11 protein-coding genes and 1 tRNA gene are annotated in these 13339 nt (G+C 41.9%); 9 read left to right on the top strand and 3 right to left on the bottom strand.

Going from position 1 to position 13339, the window contains the following annotated elements; all coding sequences use genetic code 11:
- Window positions 1-80: 80 nt before the first annotated feature.
- Window positions 81-947, bottom strand: coding sequence for a tRNA (N6-threonylcarbamoyladenosine(37)-N6)-methyltransferase TrmO (gene tsaA, locus JFC10_RS11445; protein WP_198332902.1), 867 nt, complete (start codon window positions 945-947; stop codon window positions 81-83).
- A 479-nt stretch (window positions 948-1426) separates the two neighbouring features.
- On the opposite strand from tsaA, the gene JFC10_RS11440 reads away from it, so the two are divergent.
- The gene (locus tag JFC10_RS11440; protein WP_193012877.1) at window positions 1427-2200 is read left to right on the top strand and encodes a ferredoxin--NADP reductase; all 774 of its coding nucleotides are present in this window, start codon (window positions 1427-1429) and stop codon (window positions 2198-2200) included.
- Between the two features lie 143 nt (window positions 2201-2343).
- Window positions 2344-2430, top strand: a tRNA-Leu gene (locus tag JFC10_RS11435).
- A 66-nt stretch (window positions 2431-2496) separates the two neighbouring features.
- Here the strand turns inward: JFC10_RS11435 and JFC10_RS11430 are convergent.
- Complete coding sequence (locus JFC10_RS11430) at window positions 2497-2745, bottom strand: hypothetical protein (protein WP_227698044.1); 249 nt, start codon at window positions 2743-2745, stop codon at window positions 2497-2499.
- A gap of 496 nt (window positions 2746-3241) precedes the next feature.
- Here JFC10_RS11430 and dinB point away from each other — a divergent pair, with 496 nt between their 5' ends.
- From dinB to infA, 7 genes are all read left to right on the top strand, one after another.
- The gene (gene dinB / locus JFC10_RS11425) at window positions 3242-4327 is read left to right on the top strand and encodes a DNA polymerase IV (RefSeq protein WP_198332901.1); all 1086 of its coding nucleotides are present in this window, start codon (window positions 3242-3244) and stop codon (window positions 4325-4327) included.
- A 166-nt stretch (window positions 4328-4493) separates the two neighbouring features.
- Window positions 4494-5696: a tRNA preQ1(34) S-adenosylmethionine ribosyltransferase-isomerase QueA gene (queA, locus tag JFC10_RS11420; protein WP_198332900.1), complete on the top strand. Its 1203-nt coding sequence runs from the start codon at window positions 4494-4496 to the stop codon at window positions 5694-5696.
- Window positions 5697-5807: 111 nt separating this feature from the next.
- On the top strand, window positions 5808-7586 hold the full coding sequence (locus JFC10_RS11415) for a type IV pilus assembly protein FimV (RefSeq protein ID WP_198332898.1): 1779 nt from the start codon (window positions 5808-5810) through the stop codon (window positions 7584-7586).
- A gap of 51 nt (window positions 7587-7637) precedes the next feature.
- Window positions 7638-9254, top strand: a complete 1617-nt coding sequence (locus tag JFC10_RS11410) for a FimV/HubP family polar landmark protein (protein WP_198332897.1) — start codon at window positions 7638-7640, stop codon at window positions 9252-9254.
- Between the two features lie 162 nt (window positions 9255-9416).
- Window positions 9417-10517 (top strand): asparaginase, encoded by a 1101-nt coding sequence (locus JFC10_RS11405; RefSeq protein ID WP_265089970.1) that lies wholly within the window; start codon window positions 9417-9419, stop codon window positions 10515-10517.
- Window positions 10518-10590: 73 nt separating this feature from the next.
- On the top strand, window positions 10591-11430 hold the full coding sequence (gene truA / locus JFC10_RS11400; protein ID WP_198332896.1) for a tRNA pseudouridine(38-40) synthase TruA: 840 nt from the start codon (window positions 10591-10593) through the stop codon (window positions 11428-11430).
- A 121-nt stretch (window positions 11431-11551) separates the two neighbouring features.
- Complete coding sequence (infA, locus tag JFC10_RS11395; RefSeq protein ID WP_045446828.1) at window positions 11552-11773, top strand: translation initiation factor IF-1; 222 nt, start codon at window positions 11552-11554, stop codon at window positions 11771-11773.
- Window positions 11774-12041: 268 nt separating this feature from the next.
- On the opposite strand, the gene JFC10_RS11390 is transcribed toward infA, so the two are convergent.
- Entirely contained in the window at window positions 12042-13211 is a 1170-nt protein-coding gene (locus JFC10_RS11390) for a L,D-transpeptidase family protein (RefSeq protein WP_198332895.1), read from the bottom strand.
- Window positions 13212-13339: the final 128 nt, after the last annotated feature.

The raw sequence follows: 13339 nt of genomic DNA, 5'->3' as shown, positions 1-13339 counted from the left end.
TCTTCTTTTATCATTGATGCGTTATTTATTGAGGAGTGATTTATGGATAATTCATGCGGCAGTAATGGCGTCACTGAGCACTACAAGCTCACTTTGACAATAGCCGTTATCTGCAACTGCCCTGAGTCTATCAGCTGAAAGCTTACATCGACAGATTTATAGCGCATGACAAACGGCGTATTTATCTCCGCGCGACGGTAGGCTGGACGCGGATCTTGCGCGATTAATGCTTTAATAGTCTCGATATCAAAAATGAGTAACTGCTCTTGCATCTGTTGAACAAGCGTCGCTACGCTATGATTTTTTGCACGAATAGCTTTCTTATTATTTTCATTTTCAATCTTATTGTCATTTTTATCGCATCGCCCAATATCAACGAACGTCATAAATTGCTCATAAGCAGACTCAGTAATAATCACCTCTAATAAATCTGGCGCAGTTGGCGCAAACCCGCTTTTTGCATTGCTGAGCACATCACTATAAGCGACATAAGGCTTAATATCGATAATCGGCGTACCATCTATCATATCCGCACCGCTAATGATAAGTAATACACCTCCTTCTACAATCTCAATACTTTCAAGCTTAACGACAGATAATCCAAGCGCTGAGGGTCGATACATACTGCGACTGGCGAATACTCCTATTTTTTGATTCCCGCCCAATCTTGGTGGGCGCACTTGCGCTCGAAAGTTGCTATTCGCTTGATTATTGTCTTTATGTCGATAATTATGATGAAACTGCCAACTGATCCATATATGGCTAAATGCTTCTAAACCCTCAAACGCAGCTGGCGTATCATAGGGCGCTAGCATTTCAATAGCACTATTTAGCGCGACCAAATTCGGCTGGCGCGGTGCACCAAATTTTTGTGAAAGCGGCGCACGATGGTAGCCAATGATAGGGGCTTGATGATAATTATCTAAAGACAGATTGTCATCAGACATAAGCTTGCTCCAGTAATAACACACTGCCTTTTTCAAACAGTTCTGCCAAATGATACAAAATTACTCACTAACGATATTCCATTTTATCATGCCGCATCGTCGCTGCTAGACGGATTTTTATTTTAAATTTTGGTATTATGAGCCATAAATTCGATGATAGCCTTTATTTTTCAGCCCTTATAAGCGATCTACAGCAACATCCATTATCATGGTTTTATAGAAGACAGATTAGGTCGTATCTACCCTTAGACTCTATGTGCTCCTCTCCTGATTTTAAATGCTTAATAAAGTGTTAGTATATCGTCCCATAATGTTGGTTAAAACATCGTCTATGCTATTCACTTTGCATGACAAGGTTTTAAACAATCAGCCGTTCCAATAACGATTGAAATTTTACTATCCTTCTTATCATTGAAAATTTTAATTTAACACTCATTTAGACTTAATAAAACCGATAGCAACTTATTAACGAGGACTTTATGTCAAAACTTCGCACCGAAACGGTCACAGAGGTTCATCACTGGAATGACGCTCTATTTAGCATCAAGACAACTCGCGACGATGGTCTGCGCTTTCGTAATGGCGAATTTGCGATGATCGGAATCGTTGTCGATGGCAGACCGCTATTGCGCGCTTATTCGATTGCTAGCCCGAACTACGAAGATCACTTAGAATTCTTTTCTATCAAGGTTCAAGATGGTCCATTAACCTCGCGCTTGCAGCATATCAAAGTCGGTGACGAGCTGTTGGTCAGCAAAAAACCAACGGGCACTTTGGTACTAGATGATTTACTGCCTGGCAAAAACCTTTATATGCTCTCAACAGGCACTGGACTGGCGCCATTCTTAGCATTGGCACGTGATCCTGAAGTCTATGAACGCTTTGAAAAGATCATTTTGGTACATGGTGTGCGCCATGTCGATGACTTGGCTTATCGTGATATGTTTGAAAACGAACTACCTAACGACGAGATATTTGGTGAATGGTACCGTGAAAAATTCATTTACTACCCGACAGTGACTCGTGAAGAGTTCAAAAATCAAGGCCGCGTAACTGACTTGATGACCTCAGGAAAGCTCTTTGAAGACATTGGGTTACCACCGATGAATAAAGAAGACGACCGTGTTATGATCTGCGGTAGCATGCCTTTTAACGCAGAAGTTTCAGCGATTTTGGACGATTTTGGTTTGACCGTGTCACCACGCATGGGTGTCCAAGCGGATTATGCCGTTGAACGCGCTTTTGTAGGCTAAACCAATTTTTTTGATTTAATTGAAAATTATATTAAATAATTCTTGACGGATAAAAATAGGCTGCTATAATACGCAGCCTATACAGAGTTAAACCTGTAGCCCAATTTGATAATTTCTATCTAATAGACCTTATCTTCTAACATGCCAGTGTGATGGAATTGGTAGACATGACGGATTCAAAATCCGTTGCCTTTAAAAGCGTGTCGGTTCGAGTCCGACCACTGGTACCAATATTAGTAACAAATCAGCCTCCTCATTAGGAGGTTTTTTTGTGCCGGTAACATTCGTTACTTCACTTATATATCTACTTCAGATTGCATCACCGCAATTATCTTAATGTGCACGGCAAATTCCCATGGCATGCCAGCATTACAATAAAAATACCCGTCACGAAATGACACGATATAAGCCGTAAAATCATTACCACAATGATCCATCATTGCTTGCTCATCGCTATCATCACACACCGCACACCATACTTTTTTATCGCCGCGTGCTAGCATCGCTCTTGTTAGATCGCTTCCTTTTAGTTCATTATTCATCATAAGCTCCTTGATCATTCTAAACTCTCTAACGACAGGCTCTTAAAGAGTTAACTTTACCAAAACTCTATTTCCGATCTTGGCATGAGCGATAAGCAATGTCTTTTTTAAATGGTCATAGAGGCGCACAAGGCATTGCTTATTGTTTTACAGTCATCCATTAGCGCGGATACTATATTGTAAAACACCGGAATTAAAACTGTAATATCTAAATGTGAGATTCATGACAAACGGTGAGATTGATACGACAAGTGGTGCAACAGTGCAAATGAGTTTGATTTACAGTAGACTTAGACAAAGAAATAGTAAAAATATGTTTGCTAAATTCGATTTTTTTGAGTTAATACTGCTGTTTTTTATTAACTAACCCCATGATATATAAGATATAAAATTATTTATATCTTATTGCTAACGTCCTGCTAACCTATTAAAGAAATCTATCTAGAAACCTAACTTTTGATACTAAGTTAAAGCGATTGAATCAGGTAAAATAGTGAGTATGACAAACTCTATAAACGCTAGCCCTCGTAAAATTATCCATATAGACATGGATGCTTTTTATGCCAGTGTGGAGCAGCGTGACTTTCCTGAACTGCGCGGTAAGCCATTGGTGGTTGGTGGCGATCCAAATGGTCGCGGTGTGGTCGCGGCAGCCAGCTATGAAGTACGTAAATTTGGTGTACGCTCTGCCATGTCTTGTTATGAGGCACGCAAACGTTGTCCAGAGGTCATCTTTGTTAGACCACGTTTTGAGGTGTATCGCGCAGTTAGCAGCGATATTCGCCAGATTATGTACCGCTTAACGCCACATGTTGAACCATTGTCTCTGGATGAAGCATATCTCGATGTTACAGGGCTACAAGTCCATAAAGGCTCAGCAACCTTGATGGCCAATTGGCTAAGGGCACAAATACTAGAGCATACTGGATTGACGGCCTCAGCAGGTGTGTCATTTAACAAGATGCTGGCGAAAATTGCTTCTGATATCAACAAACCCAATGGTACGGCTATCATCACGCCAGCGGACGCTGATGCCTTTATTAGTACGTTACCTATCGAGCGTTTTCACGGTATTGGTAAAGCCACGACCAAGCGCTTACATGCGATGGGTGTCAATAATGGCGCGGATCTCAAGCGAATGCAAGCAGCTATATTGGTGCAGGAGTTCGGCAAGCGTGGGCAGTTTTATCACGACATTGCCCATGGGCGTGATGAGCGTGCTGTCAAATCTGAGCGCACGCATAAATCTGTGGGTTCTGAGACCACATTCAAAGATAATTTAAGTGATAACCATGAATTACGTATACAAATTTATGAACAAAATGCCGATGCATTTCATCAACTGCAAAAAAAACAGCTGGTCGCCTATACCATTACTTTAAAAGTTAGATATGCAGACTTCACTCAAATCACTCGCTCGCACACGCTATCGACTGCTTTTGACAGTGCTGGTTCTGCCCATTATTGGTTAGACAAACTGTTTTTAGACATCCCTCGTGAGCTACCTATCCGCCTAGTTGGTGTTACTTTCTCTTCATTAGCACCTGCCACCCAATTGTTGCCGCAGTTAAATTTGTTTGAATAACATACTGCCGCTCATTGCTTTTGTTAATTGTTCATTCTAGTAATGAATGCTTAGGCTATTTAATGTACAAGCAGCTTTGTGCGCATAAGTCCTTACTAAACTGTCCTTTCATGACATGGTTTCTGCTACAATTACGCCAAAATTTACATTCATTTAAAGATTGATTATGACCGATTTTCATACTGTAGACTCTACTACTACCGCCTCAATTGATGCCAAAAAAAATGACAGTGGTTTGAATTATTTGAGCGTTGATGACTATGATTATGAGCTGCCAGACAGCCTGATTGCACGCTATCCACTATCACAGCGTTCTGCCTCAAAACTTTTGTATTTGCCCACCAATAATCAAAAAGATCCTACGCTTGTAGAAGATCGCTTATTCGCTGAGTTACCTGAGTTATTAAATGAGGGTGATTTGATTGTATTTAATGATACAAAAGTGATGAAAGCGCGCCTCTTCGGGCAAAAGGATACTGGTGGTAAGCTTGAAGTATTGATTGAACGCTTGGTTGATATCTCAGATTTAGAAACAGCGACTTTGTATCTAGAAGCTGCAAATGACAAACCAGTGAATCAAGAACATATTGCACTTTGCCATGTTAAAGCCAGCAAGGCGCTCAAACTTGGACAACACTTGCAGCTTGCTGACGGTCATATGAAAGCAGTGATGATTGGTCGTCAAGACAACTTATTTATTTTAGCGTTTGATGCGCCGATCTTGCCGCATTTAGAGCTTTATGGCGAGCTGCCTATTCCACCCTACTTTGAACGCCATGCGGATGCGACAGACAATAGTCGTTATCAAACTGTTTTTCATGATCCAAGCAAGCTTGCAAGCGTGGCTGCACCGACTGCAAGCTTACATTTTGATGAATCGGTACTGAGCAAACTTGCGGCAAAAGGGATTTATACTGCTTTTGTGACTTTACACGTTGGCGCTGGTACATTTGCGCCAGTAAAAACGGACAATTTACTCAATCACACCATGCATAGCGAATATGCACATTTACCACAAGCAACCGCTGAGCTCATCAATCAAACCCATGCGAAGGGTAAACAAGTCATCGCTATTGGTACAACGGTCACACGTGTGCTCGAAACGGCTTACCAAAAAACAGCCGTTAATGGTCAGCCTCTTTCCAGCTGGTCAGGTGATACTGACATATTCATTTATCCAGGGTTTAAGTTTGGTGTGATAGATCGACTGTTAACCAATTTCCATTTACCAAAATCAACGTTGTTAATGCTGGTGTCGGCATTTTCTGGTAAAGAATCCATTGAGCATGCTTATCAACATGCGATTAAAGAACACTATCGCTTCTTTAGTTATGGCGATGCGATGCTGCTTGATAGAAAACGCGATTAAACAATACTCAAACATTTTTTGCATTGTCCATAACAGTTGTGAAATAAACTGGTAAACTAAATGGTATTTTGTTATAACAGCACAGATAACTTATATCTTAAAGGTCTGCACATGTCTTGTCATTTATCTCATCGGTTGACTACTGTACATCGCGCCGTATCGATGGCACTACTTTGTTCCGTAGGCTATGCGGCTCTCGCATCGAGTGCGCAAGCTGCAACGATTGGTAAGACTGTTGTCACCTCTGCCCAGCATGAGCCGCTAGCTGCGAGCATTGTAGTCAGTGATATTCGAGCCGCTGACTTCTCAGCAAGTTTGGCAAACTCTACTATTTATCAGCAAATGGGCTTAGCCCAAACTGATTCGATGACCGTACGTTTCAAACCTACCTCAGCCACTAGCGGTCAAGTATTTATTACTACTTCAAAGCCTGTATCGACACCTTTTGCTGATGTGGTCTTGAACATAAATGATAAAGGTCAACGCAATGTCATTCCCAAGACATTGTTGATGCCTCTCGATAGCAGCTTACCCATTGATACGCCTAAAAATATCGTTACTGGCGCAAAAAAACCCAATCTACCCAGTGTGTCCTCAAGTACAGCTAAACCGTTGACCGTTAGAGAAGGTGCGCCGCCGCCACTAACATTATCACCCTTACTACCGACTAGTCATTCATCAACGAGCGAGTTAGTGGCGTCTAAATTGCCAGCGCCTAATATCCAAGCGCCTACAACGACTCCTATATCGCGAGGCAACAATCTTGCTTATGCACCTAGCCGACTAGATAACGGTCGTTTAAACAACGTTAACAACGATCTTAACGCTAACGACAATAAACGTAATCCAACCAGTCGATTAGACAATGGTCGCTTGGGTGCAAATGAAAAAGTGACGACCATTGGTAACAGCAATATTGACCTAAATTCTGCTAAAAATGCAGCGAATAATACAGCACCAATCAATAACAAGACCATGCCAATAGGTAATAATCTGTCTGCTATAGCTGTCACTGATAAACAGCTCGATATTTTGAATATCCAAGTTACTCGCCAGATACAGCCGAGTAGTAAATCAGAAGCTGGCATGATGGCTGCTTCTCCTATTATGCCAACACCGAGTGACAACAAAGCAAATACACCAAAAGCTAGTCTTGACACCAGCAATACAGCTGTCGCCACTGTCCCAGCCAATGACATCTCGGTCAATACAGCTTCTAATGTCACCAATAACGCCTCTAGCAATACGGCAGCCAGTATTACTACATCCCAATATCAAGTACAGCGTAACGATAGCCTATGGGTTATTGCACAGCAGATTGCGCAGGAGAACAACTTAGATATTCAAACAGTGATGAAGCAGATTCAGTCGCAGAATCCTGATGCCTTTATTAATAAAGACGCAGGTCAACTCAAAGCGGATGCTAAGCTTAGCTTGCCCAGTTACGATGTTGTACCATCACAACAAAAATTAGAAGCGGCTATTAAGGCGCAAAGACAATATAGCCGCAGAGCAAACACACCTGTGGAAAAAAAGGCTGCCAAAGCACCATCTAAAAAACCATCTGAGACGAATCAAACCGCTAAACAGCTTAAAAAACCAATGATTACTAAAACACAAACGCTGCCAAAAGCACAGTTTTCAGTTCTAGCTCCTGGTCATAATGGCAACGCAGATGGTACTCAAGCAACATCAGCAGTGGCAACAGGTAATGGTCTCAGTACGGATATATTAGCCACGCTCAAAGCCTCAAGACAAAGTACGGCAGCCCAAGCTCAGCGCCTGTCAAAAACCAGCAGTGCACTTGATAGCTATACGAGAAAAATTCAATTACAAAACCAAAAACTGGCTGAGCTACAAGCTCGTCTCAAAAAACTACGCAATCAATAATTGCCTAACTGATCAACGCAGTGTGCTGTGATCATAGGCGTGGGAGTAACTATGGACAATATGCTATATATCATCGCCGGATTGGTACTTATAGTAGCTGGTTTACTATTGTACAAAAAGAAAGCGCAAAAGCCCTCAGCGCAACCGGGGATGAGTACCGCTATGCCAGCTCCGATGCCAAAAAAGGATCACGACACTCCTGCCAAAAGCCATAGAGATGATGACAATAAGTTCGATCATATTACGATTGCCCAGCGCTTCATGGATCAACAGCGCTATGACAAAGCAATTGAGACACTTAATCGTGGCCTAAGTGAAAAACCAAATGATGGCCCATTGTCTATTAAATTACTCAGCATATACGCGACCATTAATCAGCTAGAGGATTTTAACAAAGTTTATGATGCCATCAAAACGCAAAGCGACCCAAAGAGTCTTGCTCTAGCTGATGAGTTAAAAACTTTATTTTCAGAAGAGCAGAATCAAGTCGCGGCAAAAGAGGCACCCGTAGAAGATAATAGTAATTTTGAAAGCATAGATTTTGACTTACCTATTAATCAGGTCGATAGTAATAACGCGATATCTGATCAGCCAACCTCTGAAGATAACCGTCGTACGCTGATAGATGACAATATGTCTAATCCGGCAGTGACAAGCACTTCTTATGAGGCCAGTCTTACTAGCGAAAATGTAGAGGATAACTTTGATCTTACGCTGAGTGATTTAGAGAGTAATATCAACGCACCTGAGGCGACTGATACTGCGCCAGTCACATCATTAGAGATGATGGACGATGAAAGCCTTAACACTGCCAATATCGACATAACTAGTAATAATGTCGCGGTGTCCGCTGAAGATAATGACTTTAATGATCTTAGCGATTTTGACTTTAGCCTTGATTCACCTGAAGAAACTGATGCGCAGGCAACGGATTCGGTCATTTCAGACCGCTCTAATAGTATTAACGATGAGATGACACTAGACGATGACGCGTTCATTTTAGACTTTGATGACCTAGCAACCGATGTCGATAAAGATATTGACGAGACTGCTGAAGAATTGTCTATCGATGCTGTCCAAAATGACGAAGAAAATGATTTCGCTCTGTCTTTAGACAGTCTTGATGCGCCAAACACCATAGAAACTTCAATAGAAAACGAAGCTCCTGCACCTGAAGAAAATAGTGATACTGATAGCTTCATCATTGAAGACAGTGGTGTTGAAGAAGATCGTTTTGAAACTGAAAGCTTTGAAAATATTAATCTCGAAGCGCAATCGCTTGATAATGATGATTCAGAATATGCTCTTGCTGAAGAATCTAGTGTCACACCGACTGCCCCGTTGCTATTCGATGATCACGCTTTATTAGACAATGAATTCGATACTCACTCTTCAACAGCACTGAGCCCAGTTGCTCCGATCGAGGACGAGTCTGCACTTACCTCCGAAAATGCCGCTGAGACAGCAGAAGATTTCTCATCGCGCTTTGCAGCAGACTTCGATTTTGTAAAGTCATTAGATAGCAACCAAGTCACACTAGATTTGGCAGGTCAATATTTACAATTAGGTGAATACGACAGTGCTAAACGTTTGTTGAATGAGGTATTAATTCAGGGCACTAGTGAACAACAGAACCAAGCTCAAGTTCTACTAGATCGTACTGCATAAAAGATCCGTCCTTCTCTTGTCAGCAAGTATTCTATAACACGAAGAATACTTGCTGATTTTTTTTGCATTTAACCTTTATACTATTTATTATTACTGAACGCTATTAGCATCCAACCTTAGTCTCTCTTTTTTCTTACATACTTCTTTATTGCGGCTCATACTATGCCATCTTCTGCTATGACAAAAACATTATCCGATCCTGTCCAACTTATTTATGCTGGCGGTACTTTTGGTAGCTATGGACGACCCTTAGCACCGTTACCAGCAGAAATATTCTTACCCACTTTACAAAAGCTATTGGCTGACCAAGATAATACTGACCATCTGCCTAAAATCTCATGGCTGGATAACACCTTAATTAAAGACAGTAGTCAACTGACTCCTAACGACTTTATACATTTTTATCAGCTTTTGCTGGCCGCCTATGCACAAGGTGATAGGCGTTTTTTGCTCATCACTGGTACAGATACCTTGAGTTATTTGGGTGCATTTTTAGCAGAAGCTTTTGCTGGCAGTGATATTTGTGTAGTCGTTACCGGTAGTATGCGTCCATTGTTAGACAGCGACGTGCTGCACTCCTACACCATCGACGCACATAGCGACGCATGGAATAACCTCAGCGATTCACTAAAACTGGCAGCAGCTGGTGAGTCAGGTGTAAAAATTAGTTTTGGCGGTGAGTCTTGGCCTGCGCAAACGGTTCAAAAAATTCATAGCCACGATTTGATGGCATTTACGGGTCACTCTAGAGCCGCCTATCCTGCCAATAGTTATATCAAAAGCTTACCGAATACCAACCGCCAGCATTGGCTCGATGATCAGCAAGCTATCATTAAAAATATCGAATCTCGGGCAGCGCAAGCACGCATTCATGCTTTATATTGCTTGCCAAATGACACTGAGGTAATGACTACTCAGCTACAGGCATTACTATCACAGCCGCCATGTGGCATTATCTTATTGGGATTTGGCGCAGGCAACGTTCCTTATTCGCTAGCGCTAGCACAGGCACTAGAGCTTGCTTATGAAAACGGCCACATGGTGATATGCGCCAGCCAGTCTCCATTTGGCGGTGTCAGTGACAGTTATGCGGCTGGTAGTTGGCAATACCAGTATCATGTGATTGCTGGCGGACGCTTAACAATTCCCGCTATCTATGCACGACTGTTATGGCTACTGCTGCGTTATGACAATCCAGCTAGACGTAGACAACGTTGGTTGAACAATGTCAATCAGACTGGCACTACTATCAAAAAACGTTAGACTATCCTTAAGCATGCTTACTTTATAAACGCCACTACTAAAATATCTAATACCACTCATGTCCGAGATTAACATGTCCGAGATTAACAGCATCGACGCTGAAACACCCCCACTTTACACGTTAGCCATTGCGATTGAGTTTTTGGGGACACACTATCATGGCTGGCAGCGGCAACGAGAAGTATTGGGCGTGCAAGAAGCATTAGAAACCGCTATCGGTAAAGTCGCGAATGAGACGGTAGAGGTCGTCGCAGCTGGTCGTACCGATGCAAGCGTCCATGCCAGTAATATGATTGCCCACTTTACGACACATGCCTATCGTCCTACTAATAACTGGCTACGCGGGGTCAACAGCCTATTGCCTGATGATATCGCCCTGCGGTGGATTCAACCGATGCCTGACGACTTTCATGCGCGTTTTGGTGCCATTGCTCGTCGTTATCGCTACATTACGCTGAATCAAGCACAGCGCCCGGCTATTTTGAATCACCAAGTGACTCACATCTATGAACCGCTCGATTTAGCAGCGATGCAACTGGCAGCAGCCGATATCGTCGGTACTCACGATTTTAGTAGCTACCGTGCCGCTGCCTGCCAGTCTAATCAGCCCGTACGGTCAGTCAGTCATGCAAAACTCTTTACCCATGGTCAGTTTATCGTTTTTGACATTCAAGCAGATGGATTTTTGCATCACATGGTCCGTAACTTAATGGGCACCTTATATGCTATCGGTCGACACGAGTTACAGCCAGAAGCCTTTTTAGATATTTTAGCCAAAAAAGATCGTACTATCGCACCGCCTACTGCCTCTGGTGACGGCCTATATTTCATCAACGCTTACTATCCTGAGCACTTTCAACAATTATTGCCAAATGCTCCTTTAACCCCTATTTGGCTAACTTTGCCTGACTAAATGAATATGAGCTGGCATACATAACGGTTACAGGCTGTCAAGTAAAAACCTAGTGCTGTATTGCTTTAATCCGCTAACTTACGTATAATATGGGCTTATTTTTAATTGATTGATACCAGCTATGGCAAAAGACGATATTATTGAATTTGAAGGCGAAGTCATTGACACCCTTCCTAATACACTGTTTAGAGTTCGTTTAGAAAACGGACACGAAATTATTGCGCACATCTCAGGTAAGATGCGTAAGCATTATATCCGCATCTTGACAGGTGATAAAGTTAAGGTCGAAATGACACCTTATGACCTATCGAAAGGTCGTATTACTTATCGCGGCAAAAACTAATTTCTTATAGACTAAAATGGTTATAAAAATATTTATATAAATACAGCTGGTTGCTAAATGGCTTCTTTTCGCTGGTATAAATGTTTGGGTGGTTTAACTGATAATAATAATGAAAATGCTAACCTGCTCATTATTGCCTATCAATATTTTAGTTATTCAGTCTTAGTTATTTGTTTTTAACATAAAAAATACCGCTAAATTTCAGCGGTATTTTTTTGTCTAAATTTTATGAGTTAATTTTTTTAAAGAATGGCTAATAAGTAGTTAGTCATTCTTTAAACTCGACGGCTGCACCATTTTGAATCACCCCTAGCAAAGCAAGGGCATCCCAATTTGTCAGGCGTATACAGCCCGCTGACGCTTGACGGCTAATACGGTCAGGATCGGGTGAGCCATGAATACCATAAGAAGGCTTGCTAAGCCCAATCCATACCGAACCTACTGGATTATTAGGACCAGGTGGAAGAATAGACTTGCTACCATCTTTAGCAGTATAAGTATAGTTCGGCTCATGAACCTTCACCTCTACCGTATGTGTACCTGTCGGTGACGGTGTCGCTATACTACCTACTGTGGTCGGATAGCTGGCAACTAAGTTTCCTTTATCGTCATAAGCATATAGCGTTTCAGTGACTTTATCAGCAACGACTCGACTGACAGGCTTGGTATTTGGGTTGCTAGGATTATAAACCGTGATTGTTTCGCCCGCAATAAAGCTAGCTTTAGGGTTTAACGTCTTGAGATAATTTTCACTTATATGAAATTTTTCTGCTAGCGCTTCCGTGATATTTTCGTAATATAAACCCTCGAGTTTAGATTTGGCTTCGGCACCAGCTGGTATTTCTGTGGTCTTGATAGTGACGTCCGCATCAGTTATCTGATAGCTGACCAGCACTGGCTGTACCATGAGTTTCTCATCCTTCGTCAGCGCCTGCCATGTTTCATTGTTTAGCGTGTCAGTGACTGCCAAACCATTTGCTTGTTGAAACGCTTGCATCGCCTTGCGGGTGTTTTTTCCCCAATACCCATCAACAGGACCCACACCGTTATGATGCCAATTCAATAATGCTTGCAATTTAGTACCGATGATACGGTCGATACTCATGCCCTCTTTCCAAGTGGCATTATTCACCTTTTGAGCAGAAACTGATAAATTGTCTGTCGTATACTTTATCGTAGGTAAGAATTTGTTCAGAGCATTTGCTGTTTTGCTATCGCCTGCCAACTTTTGGCTAACGCCATTGGTCACTGGGCTGATATCTTTAGCAGCATTGGCTTGGTTAGCGTTACTTTTGCTAATGTTGGCTTCATTTATACTGGTCGCTTGAGGATTAACATTTGCACTATCCAGTGGCACTGCAACGCTCTGCCCCATAAAAGCTGCCGTAGAAAAGCCTATCATCGCTATAGCCATGCTGATTTTTTTTAATTGATACACCTCATGCTCCTAATTTTTTATAAAAGTGATAAATTTTATTTTTTTATGTGGTCATTAAGGCTTATTCTTTTGAGTTTTAACACCTTAACAATCAACCCTGCTCAAACGTTATCTTCTTACTGTTCTAT

It is taken from the genome of Psychrobacter aquimaris (genome assembly GCF_016107525.1).
Lineage (GTDB): Bacteria > Pseudomonadota > Gammaproteobacteria > Pseudomonadales > Moraxellaceae > Psychrobacter > Psychrobacter aquimaris.
The sequence above is the reverse complement of the archived record's forward strand: the minus strand, read 5'-3'. Positions and strand labels throughout refer to the sequence as shown.

Excerpts from the sequence above, each read along its gene's own strand:
- queA (WP_198332900.1), top strand. The coding sequence starts at position 4,494 with ATGACCGATTTTCATACTGTAGACTCTACTACTACCGCCTCAATTGAT.
- JFC10_RS11405 (WP_265089970.1), top strand. The coding sequence starts at position 9,417 with ATGCCATCTTCTGCTATGACAAAAACATTATCCGATCCTGTCCAACTT.
- JFC10_RS11440 (WP_193012877.1), top strand. The coding sequence starts at position 1,427 with ATGTCAAAACTTCGCACCGAAACGGTCACAGAGGTTCATCACTGGAAT.
- infA (WP_045446828.1), top strand. The coding sequence starts at position 11,552 with ATGGCAAAAGACGATATTATTGAATTTGAAGGCGAAGTCATTGACACC.
- truA (WP_198332896.1), top strand. The coding sequence starts at position 10,591 with ATGTCCGAGATTAACAGCATCGACGCTGAAACACCCCCACTTTACACG.
- JFC10_RS11430 (WP_227698044.1), bottom strand. The coding sequence starts at position 2,745 with ATGATGAATAATGAACTAAAAGGAAGCGATCTAACAAGAGCGATGCTA.
- dinB (WP_198332901.1), top strand. The coding sequence starts at position 3,242 with ATGACAAACTCTATAAACGCTAGCCCTCGTAAAATTATCCATATAGAC.
- JFC10_RS11415 (WP_198332898.1), top strand. The coding sequence starts at position 5,808 with ATGTCTTGTCATTTATCTCATCGGTTGACTACTGTACATCGCGCCGTA.
- JFC10_RS11410 (WP_198332897.1), top strand. The coding sequence starts at position 7,638 with ATGGACAATATGCTATATATCATCGCCGGATTGGTACTTATAGTAGCT.
- tsaA (WP_198332902.1), bottom strand. The coding sequence starts at position 947 with ATGTCTGATGACAATCTGTCTTTAGATAATTATCATCAAGCCCCTATC.